Genomic DNA, 21,082 nt, shown 5'->3' on the forward strand with positions numbered 1-21,082 from the left:
CGGCGGTTCATCCGGTGCCGGTCCGGCGGTTGCGAGGCTGCCGGTGATCGGACGAGAGGGGTGCCAGGAGGAGGTCGAGCAGCGCCGCCACCTCCGCGCCGGGATCAGCGGCGGGCGGGAGGCGCGGTGGGCTGCCGACGACGGCGCGGGACGTGAAGCCCGTGGCCATGTGGGGCAGTCTCGCATCGACGACGCGTACGTCCCGGCGACGCACTTCACGGGAGACCACCGCGAGCCAGCAGGACAGCGCCGACTTGGCGGCCGCGTAGTCGGCCGTTCCCGTGAGCGGCGTCTCGACGACGGCGCCGGTGATCGCTGCGAGGAACCCGCCGTCGCCGACCACCGGGACCGCGCCCCGCAGCACGGCCATCGGGCACAGCGCGTTGACGGTCATGAGGTGCTCGGCGACGGCGTCCGAAACGAGTTCCACGGTCCCGAACGCGGGAACACCGACGGCGACCAGCACTCCGTCGAGCCCCCCGAGGGCCGCAGCCGCCCACGGAGCCGACCGGGCGCAGCCGTCCACGTCGTAGGCGTCGATCGCGAGGGCCGGGCAACCGGTGCGGGCGGCGAGGGCCTCCAGCCGCCCGACGTCGCGCCCGGCCACTGCGGGCCGCGCCCCGCGGTTCAGCAGGCCGTCGACGGCACGGGTGCCCAGCTCACCCGTCGCTCCGACCACCAGGACCCGGGCCGGTGTCCCGTCCACGACTCACCGTCCGGGCAGCTGCGGGCGGACGGAACCGTCGACCCGGTTCCGGGGGGCGCGGGCCGCGGCGGCCACGGCGCCCGCATGGCGTTGCTGCCAGTAGGGGTTGTCGTGGGGAAGACCCCCGCTGACGCGACCGTACATGCCGAAGGTCATGACGAGCAGTCCCATCAGGAAGCTGAAGATCACATTCGTCATGCCGAAGTCGAGGATGTTGCCCGGGCGTCCGATGAGGAACAGATGGACGAAGCCGCTCAGCACGAACAGCACCCCCACCGCGATGTTGACGCTCGAAGCGAGGTTGCCGCCGACCAGAGCCGCGGCGAAGAGGAGCAGGCCGAAGAGCACGGAGATGCCGCTCAGCAGCCCGTTCGTGGACATCCCCATGATGCTCTGCCCGGCCGTGTCGAATGCGGAGAGGCTGTCGGCGAAGCCCAGGCACCCGAAGGTGAGCAGGAGGAGCCCGCACAGCGCGGCGCCGACGCGGTAGACGCGGCTGAGGGGGTGGTCGACCGGAAGTTCGTCGCGCAGGTTCATGGTCACTCCTGTCCGTCACTGCGACCCGCGGTGTCCGATAACGAAAGAGTGGCCGAAAGGTGCAGATGAGGAAAGTTGCAGTGTTTCTGCAACGAATCCAACGAATCCGTCGGACGCTCGCGGACGGAGGAGCGACAGAACACGGTGGGTGACGGCCCGGTCCGGCGCCGCCGGACCGCGCGAACCCGCAGGGGGCGTGCGGTGGCCGGTCAGTCCTGGTAGACGAGGACGAAGTCCCCGTACGGGTGTGAGCCGCGGCGGTCGGCCGTCTCGTCGAGGGCCCGGCGCAGCGTGCGCAGGTGGCCCGCGCTCAGCTGCAGCGGCGGCTCGTCCGGCTGGTGCGTCGTGCCGCGGGGGTAGTCCTCGTCCGCGGTGGTGGTCATCTCGATGTGACAGCCGAGCACGTGGCGGACCGGCCGGGTGGCGCAGAACTGCAGCAGCCGGTCGACCGTGGCGGAGTAGGCCGCCCGGTCCTCGACGTAGAGCCGGCCCGGGTAGACGGAGTCCCCGGTCAGCAGCAGGCCCGTGTGGCGGTCGTAGTAGATCACCGCGTCCCGGTGGTGGCCGGGGCCCGGGATCAGGTCGAGGATCCGGCCACCGCCCAGGTCCAGCGTGCCGGTGCGGTGCGGCCAGTCGGTGAGGCCGAAGGCGGCGGTGACCTCGTCCCGCCCCAGCCCCACGACGGTGGTGCCGGGCCGGTCCGTGAACTGCTCGTCCGCCGCGACGTGGTCGCCGTGTCCGTGGGTGTGGGCGACCAGCAGCGAGTAGCCGGGCCTCGGGTGCCGCTCCAGCCACTGCGCGACGAGCCGGTCGACCGTGTCCCGCAGGGGGAAGTGGGCCGGGTCGGCCGTGGCGCCGGTGTCGAGGAGCAGGGCTCGGTCGGCACCGAAGAGGAGGAAGAGGAACGGGGCCTCGTAGTGCACGGACTTGTTCTGGCGCAGGATCACCGTGTGCTCCGAGTAGGCGTGCACCTGGATCTCGGGCGCCGGATCGTGCTTCGGCGAGGGCCACCCCGCGTGCCAGACGACGTCAAGACTGCCGGCGACCGGGGCGTCCCGGAGAAAGTCGATCACGCCCCCAACCTACTGGGCCTCCCCACGACCGGGAAACGCTTCCGCACGCCGTCACGGGGCGTCGGGGAGGGCGTAGAGGGGGGACACCCGGGCGCCGCGGCGGCGTTTGGCCTCGATCGTCGTCATGCCCGCGTGCAGGGCCGTCGTGCCGTGGGCGTAGGCGTCCTGGACGGGCAGGTAGTACATGAGGTTGAAGTAGAGGTGCGGTGCCGGATGGGTGCGGTCCACGGCGACCGCGCGGATCCACGTCGTGCCGGCGTAGTGGTAGTAGAGGCAGAAGCCCGCCATGCGCCGCCCGTCGTAGGCCGCCACCACCCGGGCCGCGTCGCCCATCGACACCGCCTGGCGCCGGAGCAGGCCGGTCATCGCGTCGATGCCGTCCCGGTCGTGGCCGTGGTCCTGCTGGTGGCCCGCCAGCAGCACCCCCGCGTCCTCGGCGCAGTCCGCCAGTGCCGGTTGCCGTACGTCCAGGCCGGCGGCGGCGAACTCCCGCCGTTCGCGGCGCACGCCCACGCGACGCCGCGACGGGAGCGAGGCGACGTACGCCTCGACGTCCTGGCCGGGCAGCGGGATGAGGGCGTCGTCCTCCAGATGGACGGGGTCCCCGGGGTAGAGCGGGGCGAGCCGGGCGGCGGCCTCGGCCGTGAGGTAGGGCCACCAGTGCGTGGTGCCGTGGCGGTCGGCGAGTGCGCGGGCCGCGTCCCGCAGCAGGCCGAGGCAGGCGTCGCGCCGTACGGGGTCCAGGCCGGGCGCGGTCAGCGGGGCGTTGCGGTAGCCGCGCCGGGCACCGGCGATCACGCGCGGTCGTGGGCCCGGCCGCGGTCCCGCGGGCATGATCCCGGCCGGCCGGTAGGCGTCGTTCGGCTCGTCGTGCACCAGGTAGAGGGGCGCGGCGGCGATCAGCGTGCCGTCCGCGTCCCGGACCAGCGCGTACGAGGCGGTGGCGGTGGGGTCCGCCTCCTCCCCGGCGAGCCAACGGTGGGAGAGGTACAGGCCGGCCGGTCCGGCCAGCCGCTCCCACTCGGCGGCCGGGACGGCGTGCACGGACTCGACGAGCGTCGTGATCAACGGGGGTTCCTCCGGCGGTGACGGCTACGGCCCTTGAGGGCGGGGGCGGCGGCCACGGCGAGCAGGCAGGCCACGGCCTCGACGCCCCAGGGCAGCAGGGGCCCGGCCTCCAGCAGCAGCGTGAACAGGGCGGGCGCGACGACCATGCCGACGGCCCACGAGAACTGGTACAGGCCCTGGGTGAAGCCGCCGGCGGCGTCGGGCGTGAGGGTCACCGACAGTTCGCTCAGCGCCGGGCCCAGGAGGATCTCCGCCACGCTGAACAGCGTGATCGCGGCGATGAGGGCGACCCATGCGGTGAAGGCGAGGGAGGGCAGGGCGGGCAGCACGAACGCCCCCATCCCGGCGGCCATGACGAGGTAGCCGGCCGCCACCGCACGGGCAGGTGCCTCCGGTGCGAGACGGGCGGTGATCACGGTCGAACACCCCGACACGAGGACGGTGTTGATGACGAACAGCACGCTCGCCGCCGAGGCGGGCAGCCCCAGGGCACGGGTGGCGTAGAGGGCGACGAGGACGGACAGCGCGGCCTGGGCGAGGACGTAGGGCAGGTTCACCGCGACGAGCAGCAGGTAGCGGCGCGTGTGGCCGGTCGTCCGTGTCCCCGGCCCGTCCGGCGGCGTCTCCTCCCGCCCCGGCGGAGCGGTCCGCAGCGTGGCGAAGCAGAGGGCGGCCAGCAGGTAGGTCGCGGCGTCGACCGCGATCATCCACCACAGTGAGCCCTTCCCGAAGAGCGCCAGGGATCCGGCGGCGGCGGCCGCGCCGGCGGCCAGGCCGATGTTGCGCAGCGAGCCGGTGAACGCGAACCACGCGCGCCGCTCCCCGGCCCCGGTGACGTGTGTGATCAGGGTGCGCTGGGCGGTGAAGTACATGTTGATGCCGGCCTGCACCACGACGTGGACGGCGGCGACGTGCCACAGCCGGTCCGCGAACAGGAACAGGGTGAACCCGACGGCGGACAGGACGTTCGCCGCGACGACGACCGGCCGCGGCCCGACACGGTCCATCAGACGGCCCGCGAGGAACGTGACGGGCAGGGCCGCGGCCTGGCCGACCGTCATCGCCACGCCGACCTGCGCGGCCGGCAGGCCCCGTACGTCGGTGAAGTACAGCAGTCCGAGCGGCAGGAGCATGCCGTTGCCGACGGAGTCGATCAGATTGCCGGTGATGAACCGGCCGTGGCCCCGCAGCGCGGGCAGCCCCAGGCGCGCCGCGGCCCCGGTACGGCGGCGGGTGTCCGAAGCCGTGCTCATCGCGCTCCCCGGCCCGGGCCCGGTCCCGGCATCGCCGCCGCCCCGCATCGGCCCGGTCCGGCCCACCGGGCACCCGTCAGCAGCGCAGTGATCTTGTCCAGGACCCCGGACGCGGGGAAGCCGGTGGTCGCGTGCAGTCGCGCCAGGCCCTGCACGGTGGCGGCCTCCCCGCCCTCGGGGAGGGTGAGGACGACGATGTCGCCGTGGGAGACGCCGTCCACGACCAGCTCGTGCGCGGTGACCACGGTGACGATCTCCCGCAGCCCGGCCAGCGCCACCGCGGGGACGCCTGCGCCGGCGAGGAACTCCACGGCCCACCCGGTGCGTCGTACCGGCCCGCCGGCCGGCGGGAGGCCGCGCGCCATGCGGGCCAGCGTGGCGAAGGTGTTCGTGTCCGACGCGGCGCACGACAGGGTGGTCGCGCCACCGACGCGCGGGTTCACCTCCAGGACCACGAAGCGGCCGCCCGCGTGGACCATGTCGACGTTCACCGATCCGTGCACGCCCAGGTCCCCGCACAGCGCGACCAGGGCGCGGGCCACGTCGGCGAACGCCGCGTCGGCCTCGGGGCGGGGCCCGCACCAGCGCAGGTCGCCGAAGGTGAACACCGGCTCCGCGCCGGCCCGTCCCGTCCAGCACAGGGGGAGGACCCGGTAGGCGCCGGGCCGGCCCACGATGTCCACGCTGCACAGGTCGCCCTCGACGACCTCCTCCAGCACCGCCGACCCCTCCGGGGGGCCGACGAGCCAGGCGTCCAGGTCCGCCGGGGAGCGCAGGGTCCGGATGCCCGCGCTGGTGGAGTCCCACACCGGCTTCGCCATCAGCGGGTAGCCGATCCGCGCGGCCTCCGCCCGCAGCGCGTCCCGGTACCCGGGCACCGGCAGCCCGCGGCCGGCCAGCAGACCGGAGTCGGCGCGGATGCCGTCCGGTACCTCCAGCCCGGCACGCCGGCAGAGCTGCTTGGTCTCCCACTTGTCCACCAGGAGCATGGTCGAGGCGAGCGGGGTGATGACCGTGGGGATGCCGGACGCCTCCAGGTGGGCGGCGGCCGCGGCGTCGCGCAGCGCGTTCTCGCAGGGCAGCGAGATCGACACCGCCGCGTCCGCACCCCAGGCGGCGACCACCCGGGCCAGCTCCCGGGGTGTGATCTCCCGGTCGATCCGCTGCCGGTGGCCGGGGAAGTCGGCGTCGCCGGGGTCGCCGCTGGTGTGGAACAGGCCCGCCTCGATCCCCTCGGCGGCGAGCCCGCGGACGGCCCGCTGGATGTAGGGGTCGGCGCGCCGGATGTGCACCGACCGCAGGAACGCGATCTTCCGCACGGCAGTCAGCCCACTTCCACGACGGAGCGGTCCACGACCGCGGCCGCCAGCTCGCGCGCCCGGTGCGCGGTCGCCGCGCGGGCGACGACGTGTCCGATCCGGCAGGCGGAGTCGGCCGGATCCGGCACCGTGTCACCCGGCCGCAGGTGCAGCTCGCCGTGCGTGCCGGGGGCGTCGGGGATGTCCACCCGGCGCAGCACCCCGCCGCGCTCCGGGAGCAGGAAGCGGATCGACGCGGCGTCCGAGGCCGTGGGGGTCGTGTCGGGCACCCGGCCGAGCACCGCCTGCAGGTGGGCGACGGCTTCGCTGACGCCCGTGGCCGCCTCGACGACCTCGCACAGGTTGTCCCCGGGCGGCCGGGCCCCGGTCTCGATCACGTACGGCGTGCGCGTCCCCGGGGGGATCTTCAGTTCCGTGTGCGCCATGCCGTTGCGGACGCCCACGGCGAGCGCCGCGCGGGCCGCCGTGTCCTGCACGATCGCGGTCAGTTCCGCGTCCAGGCCGGCCGGGCAGGTGTGCCCGGTCTCGATGCGGTACCGCCCGCCCGTGGTGTCCTTGCGCACGACCGGCAGCGGATGGGCCACCCCGCCCACGACCACCGTCTCGCAGGAGTACTCCGCCCCCGGTACGTACTCCTGCAGCAGGACCGTGGTGTCCAGCGCCAAGCCGTGCGGCAGGGCGTGCGTGAACCGCCGGGCCGCGGCGACGGCGGCGTCGAGCGCGTCGCCACCGGGGCCGTCCACCACGGACACGCCCCACGAGCCGCCCTGCTCCGCGGGCTTGACCACCAGCGGCCATCCCAGCCCGCCCCGCTGCGCCACCCGCCGGGCCTGCGCCGCGTCCCGGGCCACCGCCCAGCGGGGTGCCGGAACCCCGGCCGCCGCGAAGGCCTCGCCCATCAGGACCTTGTTCCGGGCGGCCCGCGCGAGCAGTGGGTCGTTGCCGGGCAGGCCGACCCGCTCGGCGAGGAGTGCGGCGAGCGGCGTGAAGAGCTCGAAGCAGGCCGCCACACCCGCCACTTCGTGGCGCCGGCAGAAGGCCTCCATGTCGGCCAGGGCCCGCGCGGTGTCGGTGAGGTCCGTCGCGCACACCCCCGCGAGGGCGGAGCGCAGCCGCTCCGGATAGCCTTCGTGGACCTCCTTGTGGGTCGCGGCGTACAGGCGCAGTCCCAGCCGGTCAGCGGCCTCCACCAGGAAACGCCCCGCGTTCCCCATCGGCTCGATCACCAGCACTCCCGGGCCGCACGGGCCCGCCCCGATAGTCATTCGTCCAGCAAAGCCGCAGGTGGGAAGCGGCGGCTATCGGCCTGACAAACGAAAATAACTCACCGCAGAGCATGTCGACTTGGAGCAAAGCCCAAGCAACTGGCCAGTAACAGCCAGGCATTTGGTGCGCATCACCCATGGAATCGCACAAGCGTCCCGTGGTCGGATCGCCAGGCCACCAAACCGGCTTCCGCGACCCGAACGGGGAACGAGCACCGTGACCAGCCCGCGCCAGCAGCTCACCGACCAGATCGCCGATCAGATCGCCCAGGGCGTCATCCCGCCCTACCAGTACTCCTACCCGCCGCGCTCCACCTACCGGCCCCTCCCGGAGGGCAAGTGGAACATCCGCGACGTGTGGGCCGCCGACCTCGCCAACTACCAGGTCCCCGAACTCAACCTCTACCTCCACGTCCCCTTCTGCGACCGCAAGTGCGGCTTCTGCAACCTCTACACGATCATCAGCACCGACGAGGACGTCTTCGACGCCTACACCGACGCCCTGTGTACGCAGATCGAGGACCACGCCGAGATCATCCGGGCCCGCCGGCTGCGCACGGTCTACATCGGAGGCGGCACCCCGGCCCTGCTCAAGCCCCGCCACTTCGAGCAGATCTTCACCACCCTGGCCCGGATCTACCCCAACTGGCGCTCCACCGTGGAGGAGGTCGCCGTGGAAGCCACACCGTCCTCCATCGCGGACGCGCCCCACGAGTTCAAGGCCCTCATCGACATGGGCCTCACCCGCGCCAACGTCGGCATCCAGTCCCTCGTCCCGCGCGAGATCCGTGAGGCCGGCCGCGGCGGCGAGGACGAGAACGTCATCCGCCGCGCGATCCGGACCGCACACGAACTCGGCCTCCCGGACCTGTCCACCGACCTGATCATGGGGTTCGCCGGGCAGACCCCCGAGACCTGGCGGCACAGCGTCGACGAACTGGCCGCCCTGAAGCCCACCACCATCAGCACCTACTTCCTCACCGTGCGCCCCGACGCCTGGTTCTCCAAGACCGGCGCCTACCAGTACATGTGGCAGCCCGAGCTCTACGACCGCTACGACTACGCCCGCCAGGTCTTCCTCGACCACGGCTACGTCCAGGAGGGATCGGTCCGCTACAAGATCCCCGGCCGCGGCGGCTACGCCCAGAAGGTGCTCACCTTCCACGGCGTGCCCCTGCTGGGCCTCGGCGTCGGTGCGCGCTCCTACACCAGCGTCCTGGACTACATGACCGGCAGCGTGAAACCCTCGACGGCCGAGGTGGCCGACTACATCAAGAAGGCCGGCAGCCACGAGATCATCCCGGTCACCGGCATCGAACTGACCGCCGAGGAGATCGTCCGCAAGCGACTCGTCCTGGACTCCTTCGACCTCGACCTCTCCGAACTCGACCGCTTCGGCTACCAGAAGCACGCCGCCGAGTTCGAGCCCGTCCTGGACGCTGCCGAGGCCAACGGCCTCCTCCACCGGCTCGGCCGGCGCATCCAGCTCACCCCCAAGGGCTTCAAGTACCGCGACGTGCTGTCCTGGATGTTCTACTCCGACCCGGTCAAGGCCCTGGACCGGGAGTACTACGAGAACCTGCACGCGGCCAACGCCCGCGCCCGCAAGAACATGGGGGCCACCCCCGTGCGCATCACCGGTGTCGACCTGCGCGAGGGCGCGGCGTGAGCGACCTGTACGTCGCGGCGGGCGGTGGCGGGGACCCCCTCGGCACGCTGATCGCCGCACGCACCCTCTCCGCGTCCCCCGACCCGCCGCTCATCGCCACCTACGCATGGGAGCGCCCCGAGATCAGCGAGGCCACGGGCCCGCTCGGCGAACGCCACTTCACCGGGCTCGCCCGCGGCGCCGCCGGCGCCCCGGCCTTCACCCCCGGCACCAGGGCGCGGCCCCCCGCCGGATCCACCCTGCCGGCCCTGGCCGCCGACCTGCCGGCCCGGCTGCTCCTGCTCGACCCCGCGGCCGGGCTCACCGCGCTGGCCGGGCGGATCGGCGCCATGGCCGCAGCCGCGGGAGGGCGCATACGCATCGTCGACATCGGCGGCGACATCCTGACCCACGGGGACGAGCCGGGCCTGTGCAGCCCGTTCGGTGACGCCCTCACCCTGGCCGCCTGCCACCTGACCGGCCTCCCCACCACCGTCCACGTCGCCGGGCCGGGCCTCGACGGGGAGATCGACGAGCGGACCCTGCTCGCGCGCCTGCCCGCACGCCACCCCCTCACCCCGGGGCCGGCAGCGGCATCGGCGGCCACCCGGGCCCTGGCCTGGCACCCCTCGGAGGCCTCCGCCCTGTGGGCGGCCGCCGTCCACGGCGCCCGCGGCACCGTCCGGGCGGTCAACCACACCGCCCGGCTGACCGACGCCTCGCCGAAGCTGTACGACCTGCGGCTGGACGAGGCCGTCGCCCACAACCCGGTCGCGCGCGCCCTGATCGACGAGCGCCCCGGGACCCTGGAGGAGGCCGCCGGCCTCTCCCACCGGCTCACCGGCATCCACGGCCTGGCGCCCGAGCGCGCCCGCACGCCCCGGCAGGATCCGCCGGCCGGCGGGAGCGCCTTCCTGGACCGCGACGTCGCCGTGAAGGCGCTCCGCGAGGCGGCCGACGGCGCGGAGCACCTCACCTTCCGGTACGCCGCCCGCTGCCTGGGGCTCGCCTGGACCGACATCCCGGCCCTCCGGGAGCTCCTCGGCAGCGACACCCCGCTGCTCCGGCTCGCCTGATTCCCCTCCATCCCGTACCGGGGGTCCCGGCCGCATCACCCTGCGGCCGGGGCCCCTGCCGGTGAACGGGGCCCTTTCACCCCTGCCGTACCGGCGACCTCACGGGTCGTGAATTCCGCGACCGGCACGGAGCGGGTCCGATCGTTGTTTTCGGTCAATGCCGGACGAACACCCCAGTAGTCGTTGCCCGTTCACGTTCCCTGACGGTGCAGCTCATGGGGACGGCCCCAGCTGCTCGCGGGCGCCGGACCGCCCTGACGCGCTGGTCGACGCCGCGGCGCGATAAGGCCCTTTACGAAGGGCCGAACACGAGGAAAGCTGTTCGTCGTGAGCGCCCCGCCGATAGCGTTCGCCGTGACCGCAGTTCATGTACCACGCAGAAATCATCATGAAATGAGAGCGCTCTTCCGGCGCCGTTCCTGCTGCATTCCGGTGCCATTCCGGCGGTATTCCGGTGTCATTCCCGCTTCATTGTCCTTCTCTCATCCCGCTCCGAATCGTGCGCCATTCGAACGCCTTGGAACGGATCCCCCGGGGACGCTCACCCCCGCGCACTCCCGCGTGCTTCCTTTCTGCGCCGGTTGACACCCACCGGCGGCGCAACGACACCGTGCGCTCGTCGCAGCCAGTGACGTGCGTCCGGAACGGCCGATACGTTCTTCATTACCGAAGGCATATTCCACCCGCGGTCCTCGCCGTCGAGAGGGACGGGCATGACGAGCCACGCAACCGAAGTCGACCTCGAAGAGCTGCTCCGCCGGGCGCTGGACTCCTCCGGTGCGGGCCCGCGTTGGACCACCGACGCGGACGAGATGTGGTGCCGCCTCACCCCCCTGACCGCCGCGCAGCGCGACCAGGGATGGAAGCTGCACGTGTCGGCGACGTCCGCCTCCGCACCCGCGGTCCTCGCGAGATCCCTGGACGTGCTGCTGCGGGAGGAGTCGGTGTTCAAGTTCGCCCGCTCCCTGGAGAAGGTCGGTGCGCTCAACTCCCGGGCCACCCCCCGGGGCAGCTCCGGCAAGTTCATCACCGTCTACCCGCGCTCCGACACCGACGCGGCCCGCATCGCGCTCGCCCTGCACACGGCCACGGCCGGGCTGGCCGGCCCCCGCATCCTGTCGGACCAGCCGTACGCCGCGAACAGCCTGGTGCACTACCGCTACGGAGCCTTCGTCGGCCGCCGCCGGCTCTCCGACGACGGCCTGCTCGTCTGGTACATCGAGGACCCCGACGGCAACCCGGTCGAGGACAAGCGCACCGGCCAGTACTCCCCGCCGTCCTGGGCCGTCAGCCCCTTCCCCGCCTCGGTCCCCGCGCCGCCGCGCGACCGCGGGGCGGCCGGCACCCCGGTACTGCTCGGCGGCCGCTTCTCGGTCCGCGAAGCGATCCGCCACACCAACAAGGGCGGCGTCTACCGGGGTACGGACGTCACCTCCGGCGCACCCGTGGTCATCAAGGAGACCCGGCCGCACGTCGAGGCCGACGCGTCCGGCCACGACGTACGCGACTGGCTGCGAGCCGAGGCCCGGACCCTGCGGAGCCTCGACGGCACCGGCCTCGCACCCCGGCCCCTCGCCCTGTTCGAGCACGCCGGACACCTGTTCCTCGCCCAGGAGGAGATACCGGGCGTCCCCCTGCGCAACTGGGTCGCCGAGCACTTCCGCGACACCGGCAGCGAGCGCTACCGTACCGACGCCCTCGCCCAGGCGGCCCGACTCGTCGACCTCGTCGCCGCCGCCCACGCCAACGGCTGCGTCCTGCGGGACTTCACACCCGGCAACATCATGGTCCGGCCGGACGGCGCACTGCGCCTCATCGACCTCGAACTCGCCGTCATGAAGGGCGACACCGCCCTTCCCACGACCGTCGGAACCCCCGGATTCAGCGCGCCCGAGCGCCTGCGCGACGCCCCCGTCTCACCGACGGCCGACTACTACAGCCTCGGCGCCACCGTCTGCTTCGTCCTCGCCGGCAAGGTCCCCAACCTGCTGCCCGAGGAGCCCGCCGACCGGCCCGCGGAGCAGCGGCTCGCGGAGTGGCTGGCCGCCTGCGACGCGACGCTCGGCCTGCCCGACGGACTCCAGGAGATGATCCTCGGACTGATGAGGGACGAGCCCGCCGAGCGCTGGGACCCCGCCAGGGCGGCCGCGGCACTCCGCGGGACCGGGGGCGCGCGCCCGCGCCACCGCACCCGCGCCGCCGAGCCCCCCCGAGCCGGCCACGACCTGACGCAGACCGCCGTGGCGGGCATCGTGAACCACCTCCTCGACACGATGACCCCGCACGACGACAAGCGCCTGTGGCCCGTCTCCACCATGGCCGGGGAGACCGACCCGTGCACCGTGCAACAGGGCGCGGCCGGCGTACTGGCCGTCCTGACCCAGTACTTCGAGCGCACCGGCGACCCGCGCCTGCCCGAGCCGATGGCCACCGCGGGCCACTGGATCGCGGCCCGCACCGACCTGGACTCCGTACGGCCCGGGCTGCACTTCGGCGGCCGCGGCACCGCCTGGGCGCTGTACGACGCCGGCCACGCCCTCGGCGACCGCACCCTGACGGACCACGCGCTGGCCCTCACCCTCGCACCGCAGACACCGAGCCCCAGCCACGACATCACCCACGGCGCCGCGGGCAGCGGCCTCGCCGCGGCCCACCTGTGGCACCGCACCGGGGACCCCCGCCTGGCGGACCTGGTCGTCGACGCCGCCGACCGGCTGGTTGCCGCCGCCCGGCGCGAACCGCCCGGAGTGAGCTGGCCGGTACCCGCCGAAGCCGTCGCCGAAGAGGCCGGCAAACGGTACCTGGGCTTCGCCCACGGCACCGCGGGCATCGGCTGCTTCCTCCTCGCCGCCGCGACCGTCACGGACCGCCGGGACTACACCGAGCTGGCGGTGGAGGCGGGCGAGCAGCTGGCCGCCCACGCCGTCCTCGTCGGCGAGGCCGCCCAGTGGCCGGCCCAGGCCACCGACCCGCCCACGGCCCCCTACTGGTGCCACGGCTCGGCCGGCATCGGCACCTTCCTGGTACGGCTCTGGCGCGCCACCGGCGACGACCGGTTCGGCGACCTCGCCCGCCGCGCGACGCACGCCGTCGTCGAACGCGCCTCCCGCGCGGCCCTCACCCAATGCCACGGCCTGGCCGGCAACGGCGACTTCCTCCTCGACATGGCCGAAGCCACCGGGGAACCGTCGTACCGCGCCATGGCCGAACACCTGGCCCGTCTCGTCGTCGCCGAACGGGCCCACCGCTCCCGCCACGTCGTCTTCCCCAACGAGTACGGGGACGTCTCGACGAGCTGGAGCGACGGATCCGCAGGAATCCTGGCCTTCCTCCTGCGGATCCGTCACACAGAGCCCCGGCGCTGGATGACCTGAGCCAGCAGCCGGTTTGAGCGGCAGGGACCCTGCCGCCACGTCACAGAGAAGGAGAAAGTCATGGAGAACCGCGACCTCGAACTGCTGGCTCACCTGCACGCCCTTCCGGAGACCGACCCGGTCGGCGTCGACGGAGCCCCGTTCGCCGCGACCTGTGAGTGCGTCGGCCTGCTGACGCTCCTCAACACCGTCTGTGTGGGCATCAGCTGCGCCTGACCCCGACCACGGGCCCGCGCCGCCGGCGACGGCACGCGTAGGACCCCCTGACCTCCGGCCGGTGGCTGCCCCGCAGCAGCCACCGGCCGGAGTACCACCCCGAACCACCACCAGCCGTACGGCCCGGGCCCGCAGACGACACCCCGCAGACGAGGACCGATCATGCAGCCACCCGCCGGTGACGACGCCCCAGCTCAGGCCCTCCTCCTGACGCCCCCGCCCGAACCGGCTCACGCCATCACCACGCGCGGCCTCGTCAAGAGCTACCCGGGACCGGACGGCACCGTCGTCCACGCCGTCCGCGGCCTGGACCTCGACGTGCGGCAGGGCGAGACCTTCGCCTTCCTCGGCCCCAACGGAGCCGGCAAGTCCACCACCATCGCCATGCTGTGCGCCCTGGCCCGCCCCACCGCCGGACGGGCCGTCGTCGCCGGAACGGACGTCGCCGGCAGACCGGACCGCGTACGACGCCACGTGGGAATGCTCTTCCAGCACAGCGCTCTGGACCCCGACCTGACGGCCGAACAGAACCTCTACATCCACACCCGCCTCTACGGGATGAGCCGCCGCCACGCCCGCCGCCGCGTCACCGAGACCCTCGAAGCGGTCGCCCTGACCGACCGGCGGCGATCACTGGTCCGCACCCTGTCGGGAGGCATGCGGCGGCGCCTGGAACTGGCCCGGGGCCTCCTGCACGAACCCCGCATCCTCTTCCTCGACGAACCGACCACCGGACTGGACCCGCACGCCCGCGCCCAGGTCTGGGAGCACCTGCGCGCCCTGCGCGACCGGCACGGCACCACGCTCTTCGTCACCACGCACTACCTGGAGGAGGCGGAGCACTGCGACCGCCTCGCCATCATCGACGCGGGTCGCCTGGTGGCCCGGGGCACACCCGCCGCCCTGAAGGCCGCCATCGGCGACGACCGGGTGGACCTGCACACCGGCGACGACGCGGGCGCGCTCGCGGTCGTACGCAGGACCGCACCGCCGGGCGCCGCCCTCACCCGGGACGGCGACGGTCTCCGCCTGCGCGTCCCCGACGGCAGCGCCTGGATCCCGCGCCTGTGCGCGGCCCTGGCCGACCACGGCATCCCCGTACGGGCCGCCTCCGCGACCCCGCCCACCCTCGACGACGTCTTCTTCCACCACACGGGCCGCAGCATCACCACGGCCCGGCCCCCGCAGCCGCCGTCGGAAACCGGGAGGGACACATGACCGCACCCGCGCTCGACGACCACGACACAGCCGCGGCGGCCGCCGACGGCGGCCGCGCACCGACCCGACTGCGGCGTGAACTGCGCGCCGTCCACGGCCTGGTCCACCGCGACCTGCTGCGCCTGTCCTCGCAGCCCACCCACACCGCCCTCATGCTGCTCCAGCCGGTGCTGTACCTCTTCATCCTCGGAGGCGGGCTGGCCGCGCTGATCCCCACCTCCACCCTGGGCGTCGGCTACCGGACGTACCTCTTCCCCGGCATGCTGATGATGACGGTCCAGACCCCGGCCATCATGGTGGGCATCCGTCTGATCACCGACCGGCAGAGCGGCTACCTCCGCGAACTCCTCATGGCCCCGGTCAGCCGCACCACCCTGCTCCTGGGCAGCTGCGCGGGCGGCACCACGGTCGCCGCCGTCCAGGGCGCGGTACTCCTCGCGCTGGCTGGCGCGGTGGGCCTGCCCTACGACCCCCTGCTGCTGGCGCTGCTCATGGGCGGCATGGTCCTGGCCTCCTTCACCCTCACCGCCCTGTCCCTGGCGCTGGCGGTGAGCCTCCGACGGGCCGAGGTCTTCCACATGCTGCTCGGCGTGGTGATGATGCCCCTGCTGTTCCTGTCCGGCGGGTTCTTCCCGCTCGAAAGCCTGCCGGGCTGGGCCCGTTGCCTCGCCGCGGTCAATCCGATCGCCTACGGAGTGGACCTGCTCCGCCGCTCCATCACCCTCCGCCTTCCGGACGGGGCGACCACGGCGGGCATCGAGTGGTTCGGCAGCCGCCCCCCCATGGCTCTCGAAGCCGCCGCCCTCCTGGCGGCAGGCGCCGCCGCCCTCCTCTGGGCCGCCCACCGCTTCAAGCGCCCCGAGTAGCACCGCCCGGAACGAAGCCCGCCTCCTGGTGACAGAGCGTCATCGAGGGGGCGGACCCGGACTTCCCGGCGTCGCGCCCACGGACGGAATGGCTCCCGTCCGCATTCGAGCAACTGTCCCCTTCGGTGTTCGCCCTGTGCCCGCAACGTCGCGAACCTGTTTGCTTTCCCGGGATTCAGGAGCAGCCTTGTCGGCGGGCCGCTCGCCCGGCGCCGACCCGCTCCGCGGACTGCTCCGGCATGTCGCGCGGATGAATTCCAGCCGCGTGCGGACGGGGCGCTCCAGGCACCATGCGCCGCGTCCGACGTGGCGTCGAAATGAGCGCCCCCCGATTTCCCGGGACGTCCGCTTTCCCGATATCCGCCGAGCCGCGCCCCGCCGCCTCACAGGAAACGGCGCAGCGGCATAACCGACAGCTCCCGGGCGCGCTGGAGCAGCGAGCGGCGGCGCCAGCGTCCCGGGGCGATCAGCGTGCTGGCCCGGAGGTCCTCGTCGTAGTGCTCGTCCAGGGTGCGGGTGACAGCCGGGTCCATGACGGCGAGCATGACCTCCTCGTCGTGGTCGAGGGAGCGGCGGTTGAAGTTCGACGAGCCGATGAGCGAGACCACCCCGTCCATCGTCATGATCTTGGCGTGCATCATCGTCGGCTGGTACTGGTGGATGCGCACCCCGGCGGCGGTGAGCGCCTCGTAGTGGTGCTGCCCCGCCAGCTGGCACACCCGCTTGTCGGTGTACGGGCCGGGCAGCAGGATCTCCACCGCCACGCCCCGCCGGGCGGTGGCGGACAGCAGCTCGACGAAGTAGTCGTCGGGAGCGAAGTACGCGGTCGCCAGGCGCACGCGCTCCTCCGCCGACTCCAGCACCACCCGCATCAGCGTCTGCATGTCCTGCCACCCGAAGGCGGCCGAGCCGCGCACCACCTGGACGACAGCCGAGCCGGCCGGCTCGTGACTCACGAAACGGTCGCGGTCGTCGAAGAGTTCGGGATGGCACTCCGCCCAGTTCTGGGCGAACGCCGCGGCGATCCCGTCGACGGCCGGCCCGCGGACCTCGGCGTGCGTGTCACGCCACTCCTGCGGGTTGCGCGCGTCGCCGCACCACTCCTCGGCTATGCCCACGCCACCCGTGAAGGCGGTCCGTTCGTCGACGACGAGGACCTTGCGGTGGCAGCGGTGGTTCTGCTTGAGCGGGGAGATCAGCACGGGTTTGCGGAACCAGGCGACGTCCACCCCGGCGGCGCTCATCCGGTCCAGCAGGTCCTCCTCGATGAGGCGGCTGCCGAAGCCGTCCAGCAGCAGCCGTACGCGCACGCCGTTGCGGGCCCGTTCGGCAAGGGCCTCGGCGAACCGGCGGGCGATGTCGCCCTTCCAGTAGACGAAGGTCATCATGTCGACCGTGTGCCGGGCCGAGGAGATGGCGTCGAGCATCGAGGCGAAGATCTCGTCGCCGTTGCGCAGCGGACGTACGGAGTTCCCCTCGGTCGCCGCGATGCCGATGAGGCGTTCGAGGCGGCGGCGGATGCGGTGGATGCGCTCCTCGGCCCGGTCGGTGACATCGGCCCCGGTGGTGACGGTGTCGTCGGTGGTGGTCACGGCGTGGCTCCTCGGGCAGGGGTGGACGGGGCGGTGGCGGGCGCGCCGGCGCCGGGCTCCCACGGGGGAGGCGCCTGCTGATCGGTCCAGGCGGCCAGGGCCTCGCCGTCCACCCGGACTATCCCGCAGGTGTCGGCGTACTCGGCGGCGGGCGCGGTGAACGAGCTGGTCGTCACGATGACGGCGACGTCCGCCTCGTGGACCACGAAACAGGTTCCGCCGAAGCGCTGGAGGTCCTGCGAGCCGACCCGGTTGTCCTCGGCGTAGTGCTTGCACTGGAGCACCACCCGCCGCCCGTCCGCCGTCGTCGCGAGGACGTCGGCGCCCAGATCGCCCGCGCCGCCCACCACCTCCACCGAGGTGCAGCCGTCCCGTGCGCACAGGGCGGCCACCGCGTGCTCGAAGCCGTCGGCATCGACGGCGGAGTGGTCCAGGGCGTCACCGCCGACCTCGGGCAGCTCCACGGTCGGCTCCATGCCCCCGACGGGCCGCGGGGCACGGGGCCCGCGCCGCACCGGCGCGAAGCTCCACTTCGCCAGGAGCGCGCCCAGCAGCAGTACGGCCAGGGCCGCGATGGGCGTCACCGGGAGCCTGACCCCGCCCGCCGGGGCGGCCTTCAGGAAGGCTGCCACGCCCGCGACCGCGGTGCCGAGCAGCCCGAGCGCGAGTACCGCGTCGCGCCCCAGGCCCGGACGTCCCGTGCCGGGGCTTCCCGCGGGCCCGATGCCGCGTACGGACGCGGGCGCGTCCTCCTCGGGTGTGGTCATACGAGTTCCCCCTCTCGCCCCGGCACACCGCGGTCCCCGCCCCGACCGGTGCCGGGTGGGGACCGCGGCGGACGCCGAAGCCTGTTCGACGCCCGTATGGCCGAAATTACGGATCTCAAACCGGCGGGGACGTCACACCGGTCGGGAATCCCCCTGGGGGACGTCCGCGCCGTCGAGCGGGACGACGACCTCGATGCGTTTGCCGCCGTGGGCGGCAGGGACGATCCGCACGCTCCGGGTGAGGCTGTGCACCAGCGGCCACCCGTAGCCGCCCCGACCCGTCGCCGCCCCGGCGGGACGGACCGGCGGGGACGGGGGAGCGGCGCTGACGGCGTCCGTGACGGCGATCCGCAGCCCGTCCCCGCCGGCGCACAGGGAGGCGTCGAAGCCGAGCAGCCCGCCACCGTGCCGGATGGCGTTCGTGACCAGCTCCGAGGTCACCAGCAGTGCGTCGGTGAGGAGCGCCTCCACTTCGGCGGCGGTGCTGCCGCGCACGATCGCGGAGGACTCCAGGACGGCCCGGACGCAGTCACGCGCCTGCATGGCGGTGGTCGGCGTGTCCGGGCGCGTCATGATGTCGCTCGTGTCGGCGTAGTACAGCACCGTTCACCTCCTCGTGGGGACGCCGTTCAGCCCTGTCGCGGCGGAACGATCATGACCGTGCCCTCGGCCACGCTGGACGCGGTGGCGAAGGCCAGGTCTGCGCCGGTGAGCTCCAGCAGCCGGGCCAGACGGCTCGGCACGGTCCCCGCGAGGACCACCGGCCGGTCCAGCGCGGGCTGCAGCATGACGCTGAGCGCGGTCGAGTCCACGAACGTCACCCCGGCGACGTCCAGGACGAACCGGGCCACACCGGGCGCCGCGGGATCCATCGCGATCCGCAGATCGGCGACGTTGTCCATGTCGAACTCACCCGCCATCACGATGATGCGTACGTCCCCGTCGGAACGGGTCTCGACGCGACTGCGTGCCTCGGCGTTGTGCGTGTCCATGCTGCTCACGTCCGTCTTCCCCACTTTTCCGTGTCCATTCGCGAACCCTTCCGTCCCGTCACCGGCCCGGCCGGCGGCCTCACCGCGCGCGGGGGAGCTTGACCACGGTGACGAAGAAGTCGTCGATCTGCTGGATCGCCCGGATGAACTGGTCGAGGTCGACCGGCTTCGTCACGTAGGCGTTCGCGTGCAGCTTGTAACTGCGCAGGATGTCCTCCTCGGCGGCCGAGGTGGTGAGCACGACCACGGGGATGTGGCTCAGCTCCGGATCCGTCTTGATCTGCTCCAGCACCTGCCGTCCGTCGTACTTCGGCAGGTTCAGGTCGAGCAGGATCAGGTCCGGGCGCGGCGCGTTGGCGTGCTCGCCGCGGCGGTAGAGGAAGTCCAGGGCCTCCAGGCCGTCGCGCACGACGTGCAGGACGTTCCCGATCTTGTTGTCCTCGAAGGCCTCGCGGGTCATCAGCTCGTCGCCCGCGTCGTCCTCGACCAGGAGGACTTCGGCGGGGGTGGCCTGGGGCCGGTCTGCGGGAGTGCTCATCGGAGGGTTCCTTCGGTGGGTACGGGGGCGAGCGGCTCGGCGCCGGCGGCGGTGTCGGAGGCGGGAGCGTCGGAGGCGGTGGGGCCAGCTGCGACGACGGGGAGGGTGAAGACGATCCGCGTGCCCTCCTGGTGCTCGGTGTCGATCCGGATGCGCCCGCCGGCGTGCTCGACGATCTTCTTGCAGAGCGAGAGGCCGATACCGGTGCCGCCGTAGGTCTCGCGGCCGTGCAGCCGCTGGAAGATGACGAAGACCTTCTCGGCGAACTCCGCCGGTACGCCGATCCCGTTGTCGGTGACGGTGAAGGTGTGGAAGCCCGGTTCCGCGTCGGGACCGTCGGCCACGGCCACCTCGACGCGCGGCGCGCGGTCGGGCGAGCGGAACTTGACGGCGTTGCCCACCAGGTTCTGCCACAGCATCGTCAGGAGCGTCGGGTCGCCCACCACCTCGGGCAGCCGCTCGGGCCGAATGATCTCCGCGCCGCTCTCCTCCACGGAGGCGGCCAGGTTGCGCAGCGCGCGGTCCAGAGGGCCGTCCATCGCGACCGTCTCGCGCGCGTCCTGGACCCGGCCCACCCGGGAGAAGGTCAGCAGGTCGTTGATGAGCACCTGCATCCGCTTGGCACCGTCGACCGCGAACCCGATGTACTGGGCGCCGCGCTCGTCGAGCTGGTCCCCGTACCGCTTCTCCAGCAGCTGGCAGAAGGAGGCCACCTTGCGCAGGGGCTCCTGAAGGTCGTGCGAGGCCACGTACGCGAACTGCTCCAGCTCCGCGTTGGAACGGCGCAGCTCCACCGCCTGCGCGTCCAGTTCGACGGCGATGCGGTCGAGCCGCTCGGCGTTCCGGCGGGAAGCCTTCAGCTCGGCCACGGTCCGGTGCCGCATGGCCTCCACCGCGCCGGCCAGGGCCCGCAGGTCGGACGGGCCCCGCAGCGGGATCTCCTCCTCGAAGGCCCCTTCGGCGACGCGCCTGGAGGCGCTCCGCACCAGGGCGAGCGGTCGCAGCACCCCCACGTGGAGCAGCACGGCGAGGGCGGCGCCGGCCAGCAGGAAGGCAACGACGATCGCCAGCAGGATGTGGTCGCGCTGCGTGCGTGCCTCGCCGAAAGTGGTGCGGGCGTCGGACTGGATACGGTCCAGGTGCTCCTGCTGGGTCGCGATCCGGCGGCGGACCTCGTCGAAGCGGTCCTTGCCGGCCTGGAGCGACGGCGGTGTCGTGCCGTTCTCCACCGAGGCGATGGCGGGCACCGCGAACTGCTCGCGCCAGGTGCGGGCGGCCTCCTGGACGGACGCCAGGTCGGCGCGCACGTCGACGTCGGCGACCGAGGCCAGGCGCTGCGCGGCCGCGGTCTCGTTGGCCAGACCGCGCTCGTACGGCTCCAGCAGCGCGGGCTCGTCGGCCAGCAGGTAGCCGCGGACCCCGGTCTCCTGGTCCAGCAGGGCCGTTTCCAGGCGCAGGGCGTCGCGCTGGGCGGGCAGGATCCCGTCGACGAGCCGGTTCCCGGCCGTGGTGGTGTGCGACAGGAGGGTCGCGCCGAGCGCGCCCGTGCCGACGACCATGAGGGCGAGCAGCAC

At 73.2% G+C, this 21,082-nt stretch carries 19 protein-coding genes; 6 read left to right on the forward strand and 13 right to left on the reverse strand.

What is annotated here, in order from left to right; all coding sequences use genetic code 11:
- Positions 1 to 7: 7 nt before the first annotated feature.
- The 7 genes from AC2RP6_RS36705 to AC2RP6_RS36735 form a co-directional block, all read right to left on the reverse strand.
- Positions 8 to 706 (reverse strand): SDR family NAD(P)-dependent oxidoreductase, encoded by a 699-nt coding sequence (locus AC2RP6_RS36705; protein WP_486450143.1) that lies wholly within the window; start codon positions 704 to 706, stop codon positions 8 to 10.
- Between the two features lie 3 nt (positions 707 to 709).
- Complete coding sequence (locus tag AC2RP6_RS36710; RefSeq protein WP_486450144.1) at positions 710 to 1,243, reverse strand: DUF4383 domain-containing protein; 534 nt, start codon at positions 1,241 to 1,243, stop codon at positions 710 to 712.
- Between the two features lie 209 nt (positions 1,244 to 1,452).
- Positions 1,453 to 2,316: an MBL fold metallo-hydrolase gene (locus AC2RP6_RS36715; RefSeq protein ID WP_486450145.1), complete on the reverse strand. Its 864-nt coding sequence runs from the start codon at positions 2,314 to 2,316 to the stop codon at positions 1,453 to 1,455.
- 51 nt (positions 2,317 to 2,367) lie between these two features.
- Positions 2,368 to 3,384, reverse strand: a complete 1,017-nt coding sequence (locus tag AC2RP6_RS36720; RefSeq protein ID WP_486450146.1) for a peptidogalycan biosysnthesis protein — start codon at positions 3,382 to 3,384, stop codon at positions 2,368 to 2,370.
- Complete coding sequence (locus AC2RP6_RS36725; RefSeq protein ID WP_486450147.1) at positions 3,381 to 4,637, reverse strand: MFS transporter; 1,257 nt, start codon at positions 4,635 to 4,637, stop codon at positions 3,381 to 3,383. The genes AC2RP6_RS36720 and AC2RP6_RS36725 overlap by 4 nt, the downstream gene beginning before the upstream one ends.
- Positions 4,634 to 5,956 carry an ATP-grasp domain-containing protein gene (locus tag AC2RP6_RS36730; RefSeq protein ID WP_486450148.1) on the reverse strand — a complete coding sequence of 441 codons (1,323 nt, stop codon included), beginning with the start codon at positions 5,954 to 5,956 and terminating at the stop codon, positions 4,634 to 4,636. The genes AC2RP6_RS36725 and AC2RP6_RS36730 overlap by 4 nt, the downstream gene beginning before the upstream one ends.
- 5 nt (positions 5,957 to 5,961) lie before the next feature.
- A complete protein-coding gene (locus AC2RP6_RS36735; RefSeq protein WP_486450149.1) occupies positions 5,962 to 7,182 on the reverse strand; it encodes an ATP-grasp domain-containing protein in 1,221 nt (406 codons plus the stop codon).
- A 256-nt stretch (positions 7,183 to 7,438) separates the two neighbouring features.
- On the opposite strand from AC2RP6_RS36735, the gene AC2RP6_RS36740 reads away from it, so the two are divergent.
- The 6 genes from AC2RP6_RS36740 (at position 7,439) to AC2RP6_RS36765 (ending at position 15,619) form a co-directional block, all read left to right on the forward strand.
- Positions 7,439 to 8,890 carry a coproporphyrinogen-III oxidase family protein gene (locus AC2RP6_RS36740; RefSeq protein ID WP_486450150.1) on the forward strand — a complete coding sequence of 484 codons (1,452 nt, stop codon included), beginning with the start codon at positions 7,439 to 7,441 and terminating at the stop codon, positions 8,888 to 8,890.
- A complete protein-coding gene (locus tag AC2RP6_RS36745; protein ID WP_486450151.1) occupies positions 8,887 to 9,945 on the forward strand; it encodes a DUF1152 domain-containing protein in 1,059 nt (352 codons plus the stop codon). Before AC2RP6_RS36740 ends, AC2RP6_RS36745 begins: the two co-directional genes overlap by 4 nt.
- A gap of 713 nt (positions 9,946 to 10,658) precedes the next feature.
- A complete protein-coding gene (gene lanL, locus AC2RP6_RS36750) occupies positions 10,659 to 13,319 on the forward strand; it encodes a class IV lanthionine synthetase LanL (RefSeq protein ID WP_486450152.1) in 2,661 nt (886 codons plus the stop codon).
- 60 nt (positions 13,320 to 13,379) lie between these two features.
- Entirely contained in the window at positions 13,380 to 13,535 is a 156-nt protein-coding gene (locus AC2RP6_RS36755; RefSeq protein ID WP_167350579.1) for a VenA family class IV lanthipeptide, read from the forward strand.
- 162 nt (positions 13,536 to 13,697) lie between these two features.
- Positions 13,698 to 14,753 carry an ATP-binding cassette domain-containing protein gene (locus tag AC2RP6_RS36760; RefSeq protein ID WP_486450153.1) on the forward strand — a complete coding sequence of 352 codons (1,056 nt, stop codon included), beginning with the start codon at positions 13,698 to 13,700 and terminating at the stop codon, positions 14,751 to 14,753.
- Positions 14,750 to 15,619, forward strand: coding sequence for an ABC transporter permease (locus tag AC2RP6_RS36765; RefSeq protein ID WP_486450154.1), 870 nt, complete (start codon positions 14,750 to 14,752; stop codon positions 15,617 to 15,619). The genes AC2RP6_RS36760 and AC2RP6_RS36765 overlap by 4 nt, the downstream gene beginning before the upstream one ends.
- A gap of 383 nt (positions 15,620 to 16,002) precedes the next feature.
- Here AC2RP6_RS36765 and AC2RP6_RS36770 read toward each other — a convergent pair whose 3' ends face one another.
- The 6 genes from AC2RP6_RS36770 to AC2RP6_RS36795 form a co-directional block, all read right to left on the reverse strand.
- The gene (locus tag AC2RP6_RS36770; protein WP_486450155.1) at positions 16,003 to 17,211 is read right to left on the reverse strand and encodes a phospholipase D-like domain-containing protein; all 1,209 of its coding nucleotides are present in this window, start codon (positions 17,209 to 17,211) and stop codon (positions 16,003 to 16,005) included.
- Positions 17,208 to 17,978 (reverse strand): restriction endonuclease, encoded by a 771-nt coding sequence (locus AC2RP6_RS36775; protein ID WP_486450156.1) that lies wholly within the window; start codon positions 17,976 to 17,978, stop codon positions 17,208 to 17,210. Before AC2RP6_RS36775 ends, AC2RP6_RS36770 begins: the two co-directional genes overlap by 4 nt.
- 132 nt (positions 17,979 to 18,110) lie before the next feature.
- Complete coding sequence (locus AC2RP6_RS36780; protein WP_486450157.1) at positions 18,111 to 18,581, reverse strand: ATP-binding protein; 471 nt, start codon at positions 18,579 to 18,581, stop codon at positions 18,111 to 18,113.
- Positions 18,582 to 18,607: 26 nt separating this feature from the next.
- The gene (locus AC2RP6_RS36785; RefSeq protein ID WP_486450574.1) at positions 18,608 to 18,970 is read right to left on the reverse strand and encodes an STAS domain-containing protein; all 363 of its coding nucleotides are present in this window, start codon (positions 18,968 to 18,970) and stop codon (positions 18,608 to 18,610) included.
- Between the two features lie 79 nt (positions 18,971 to 19,049).
- Positions 19,050 to 19,508 (reverse strand): response regulator, encoded by a 459-nt coding sequence (locus tag AC2RP6_RS36790; RefSeq protein ID WP_486450158.1) that lies wholly within the window; start codon positions 19,506 to 19,508, stop codon positions 19,050 to 19,052.
- On the reverse strand, positions 19,505 to 21,067 hold the full coding sequence (locus tag AC2RP6_RS36795) for a sensor histidine kinase (RefSeq protein WP_486450575.1): 1,563 nt from the start codon (positions 21,065 to 21,067) through the stop codon (positions 19,505 to 19,507). Before AC2RP6_RS36795 ends, AC2RP6_RS36790 begins: the two co-directional genes overlap by 4 nt.
- Between the last annotated feature and the right edge of the window lie 15 nt (positions 21,068 to 21,082).

It is taken from the genome of Streptomyces sp. WAC03905 (genome assembly GCF_057371075.1).

Coding starts and splice junctions, on each gene's coding strand:
- lanL (WP_486450152.1), top strand. CDS start 10,659: ATGACGAGCCACGCAACCGAAGTCGACCTCGAAGAGCTGCTCCGCCGG.
- AC2RP6_RS36790 (WP_486450158.1), bottom strand. CDS start 19,508: ATGAGCACTCCCGCAGACCGGCCCCAGGCCACCCCCGCCGAAGTCCTC.
- AC2RP6_RS36710 (WP_486450144.1), bottom strand. CDS start 1,243: ATGAACCTGCGCGACGAACTTCCGGTCGACCACCCCCTCAGCCGCGTC.
- AC2RP6_RS36725 (WP_486450147.1), bottom strand. CDS start 4,637: ATGAGCACGGCTTCGGACACCCGCCGCCGTACCGGGGCCGCGGCGCGC.
- AC2RP6_RS36775 (WP_486450156.1), bottom strand. CDS start 17,978: ATGACCACACCCGAGGAGGACGCGCCCGCGTCCGTACGCGGCATCGGG.
- AC2RP6_RS36795 (WP_486450575.1), bottom strand. CDS start 21,067: ATGGTCGTCGGCACGGGCGCGCTCGGCGCGACCCTCCTGTCGCACACC.
- AC2RP6_RS36765 (WP_486450154.1), top strand. CDS start 14,750: ATGACCGCACCCGCGCTCGACGACCACGACACAGCCGCGGCGGCCGCC.
- AC2RP6_RS36760 (WP_486450153.1), top strand. CDS start 13,698: ATGCAGCCACCCGCCGGTGACGACGCCCCAGCTCAGGCCCTCCTCCTG.
- AC2RP6_RS36755 (WP_167350579.1), top strand. CDS start 13,380: ATGGAGAACCGCGACCTCGAACTGCTGGCTCACCTGCACGCCCTTCCG.
- AC2RP6_RS36785 (WP_486450574.1), bottom strand. CDS start 18,970: ATGGACACGCACAACGCCGAGGCACGCAGTCGCGTCGAGACCCGTTCC.